A 2586-nucleotide genomic window follows, 5' to 3' on the forward strand; every position below is an offset into this window, starting at 1 on the left:
CAACGCCTGGAGCTGGTCTTCGCTGTCAGCCCGCACCGTTGGCGCCGCCCGCGAGCGCCGCTGCTTTGCCGCACCCTGCAGTTCGTCCCAGCCACCCGTCGCTGCGGCCACGACCCGATGTTGCCCCAGCAGGGTGCGGACGCCAGCTTCGGTGTGGGGCACTTTTAAGGTTGGCCCTTGGGGCCGCAGGTACACATCCAAACGGGCGGGACAAACATCAATACCAACCCCTGTTTTTTCTCCAAGCAGCGTTTCGGCGGCGGTCGCTTTGGGTGGCCCTTTGACAACGCGTCCTTGCACAGGCGCGCTCGCACGCTCTAGGGAGCCTTCGAGTTGGCCTCATGGGCCTATGCGCATGGCTCCAAACGCTACCAAACGGTGTCCCTGGGGCGAACTGGATGGCCACGCGCTTCTTAAAAATACAGGCACCCAAGCAACAGAGCCGTGTTTGATGCCCCTTAGGAACGACCGGTTACCGACCGCTGAAGCGACAAGGGACGTTCCATATCACGTCCCTACAGAAGGCCGAGCACCCGGTTGAAACACAACCCTGGTTGCATCATTACCGTTTGTAAACGGTAAGCTTTTAATAGAAGACCATAAGCAGACTCCAAAGGATTGTTCAATGTCTGAAACGGTGCAAGATTTGGCGTTAGGCAGCAAGGGTGTCCTCAAGCAGAATCCATCAGCGTCATCGTCTAAAGGCGCGGAGGCTGTACTGTACGGACGATCGCGGCTAGCAGATCCACAACAGCAGCTTGCAGATCTGGCAGCCGTTGATTTGTCCCAAACGCCGCAGCAGGGTAACTTTGCTCAAAGGCTGGCAGTTCACCAGTGGCAAACGCTGCAACCAAGCAAACTGGAGATTTTTCAAATCAACCTCGGCAAACTGTGTAACATGACGTGCAGCCATTGTCATGTGGATGCGGGACCCACACGCATAGTCGAGAATATGGATCGATCGACGATCTACGCCTGTCTGCAAGCACTGGATCAGACAGAAGCCCATACCGTTGACATAACAGGCGGAGCACCTGAATTGAACCCACATTTTCGCTATCTAGTGGATCAGTGTGTGGCGCGGGGCAAGCACGTGATCGATCGCTGCAATTTGACTGTGCTGCTACTACCACGCATGCAAGATCTTCCAAAATGGCTGGCTGCGAGAGGCGTAGAGATTGTCTGCTCGTTGCCCCACTATAAACAGGAAAGTACTGACACCCAGCGCGGCGACGGCACGTTTGAGAAATCGATCATAGCCTTGCAGCGCTTGAATGCGGCAGGCTACGGACAAGGTGATTCTCAGCGGCAATTAGTTTTGGTGACGAATCCTGTGGGTGCTTGCCTCGCCAAAAACAACCCATGCATTGAAAAAGAATGGAAAACAGGCTTGCAGGAAAATTGCGGGATTACCTTTGATCGCCTCATTGCCCTCAACAATATGCCGATCTCGCGCTATCTGGAGTGGCTGGAGACATCCGGCAATCTTCAAGCCTACATGGAACGGCTTGTGAATGCGTTTAATCCCAGCACGATCGCAGGTTTGATGTGCCGTAACACGCTATCGATTTCCTGGGATGGGCGTATTTTTGACTGCGATTTTAATCAAATGCTGGACTTAGAGGCCCAACAGCTAGATGGGCACCGACCCCACATCCGCGATTTCAATCCAGCACTCCTGGCCCAGCGTGAGATTGTGACCGGACACCATTGCTTTGGCTGTACGGCCGGTGCAGGAAGTTCGTGTAGTGGGGCGATCGTCTAACCAAAGCCCACCAACTTAGACCTCGGCTTTCTTCGACTCGACTTTAGCCAATCAGAATGAGGACGCGAGCCGTGGAAGCAACTGTTCGCGTTCTGCCTCAAGGCGTCAAACCGGAGTTGGGTTCAGTGCCGGTCGGAGAAACAGCCGGGAGTGCCCAAGGGAGACCCGCACGACCGCCCACAGGTCAGCGAAGGTGAGTTCGCTTTTGGCAGACCAAGCGGTGGTGCGAGGGGCGAGTGGGGTGAGGCAATGGCAGCAAACAACTCAAGGAGAAGAGCGCTAACAAGACCGGCGTGGTGCGTGTCGTGGGGGCTTTCGACCAGTGGCGCTGGGATGGCACCCCCCGAGCGGCACGGGCTGCTTCAACAGTGACTTCCAGACTCCAACGCGCCACGTAGAGTGCGACCATCTGCGCCGCGCTGAGGCGCAAACGAGTGGAGCATCAGGCCGTCGGTGGGTGCGGTCCGGTCGGGTCAAGCACCAGCACCCAGCGCAAGGGCAACGGCGGCTAGACAGCGACAGCCCCAACGGCTGTACCGCTCACCCATTGTCGCAGTGCATGGGTACCGCCAGACCAGCACCAAAGGTGGAACGGCTCCGACTCCAAGCAGAGGCTTTTCCACTGCGGCTGCAGCGACGGCAAGCGCACCCCTTTGGTGCGGGGACGGCCCGGATCGCGCGGTGGCAGCGTGGGCGCAAAGTCATAGAGATTGGCTTTCCAGGGCAAGCGCGCGACCAAAGCGCCCCCCTGGCGACGGCAGGCCCACCCAACTTTGGCATGGCCAAAGCCGCCAGCCCCGACGCACACCCAAGAGCGCTTT

General features: G+C 57.7%; 3 protein-coding genes and 1 pseudogene. 1 reads left to right on the forward strand and 3 read right to left on the reverse strand.

Going from position 1 to position 2586, the window contains the following annotated elements:
* Positions 1-300: pseudogene (locus C7B82_RS04590) on the reverse strand (hypothetical protein); the annotation flags it as partial.
* Positions 301-625: 325 nt separating this feature from the next.
* On the opposite strand from C7B82_RS04590, the gene arsS reads away from it, so the two are divergent.
* Positions 626-1765: an arsenosugar biosynthesis radical SAM (seleno)protein ArsS gene (gene arsS, locus C7B82_RS04595; protein WP_106255137.1), complete on the forward strand. Its 1140-nt coding sequence runs from the start codon at positions 626-628 to the stop codon at positions 1763-1765.
* Positions 1766-1949: 184 nt separating this feature from the next.
* On the opposite strand, the gene C7B82_RS31300 is transcribed toward arsS, so the two are convergent.
* Both C7B82_RS31300 and C7B82_RS31940 read right to left on the reverse strand, forming a co-directional pair.
* Complete coding sequence (locus tag C7B82_RS31300; protein WP_146141051.1) at positions 1950-2174, reverse strand: hypothetical protein; 225 nt, start codon at positions 2172-2174, stop codon at positions 1950-1952.
* A gap of 99 nt (positions 2175-2273) precedes the next feature.
* On the reverse strand, positions 2274-2586 hold a 313-nt coding region (locus C7B82_RS31940), incomplete at its 5' end, for a hypothetical protein (protein WP_425443598.1).

This window comes from Stenomitos frigidus ULC18 (assembly GCF_003003795.1).
GTDB classification, from domain to species: domain Bacteria; phylum Cyanobacteriota; class Cyanobacteriia; order Leptolyngbyales; family Leptolyngbyaceae; genus Stenomitos; species Stenomitos frigidus_A.

Coding starts and splice junctions, on each gene's coding strand:
- arsS (WP_106255137.1), top strand. CDS start 626: ATGTCTGAAACGGTGCAAGATTTGGCGTTAGGCAGCAAGGGTGTCCTC.
- C7B82_RS31300 (WP_146141051.1), bottom strand. CDS start 2,174: ATGGTCGCACTCTACGTGGCGCGTTGGAGTCTGGAAGTCACTGTTGAA.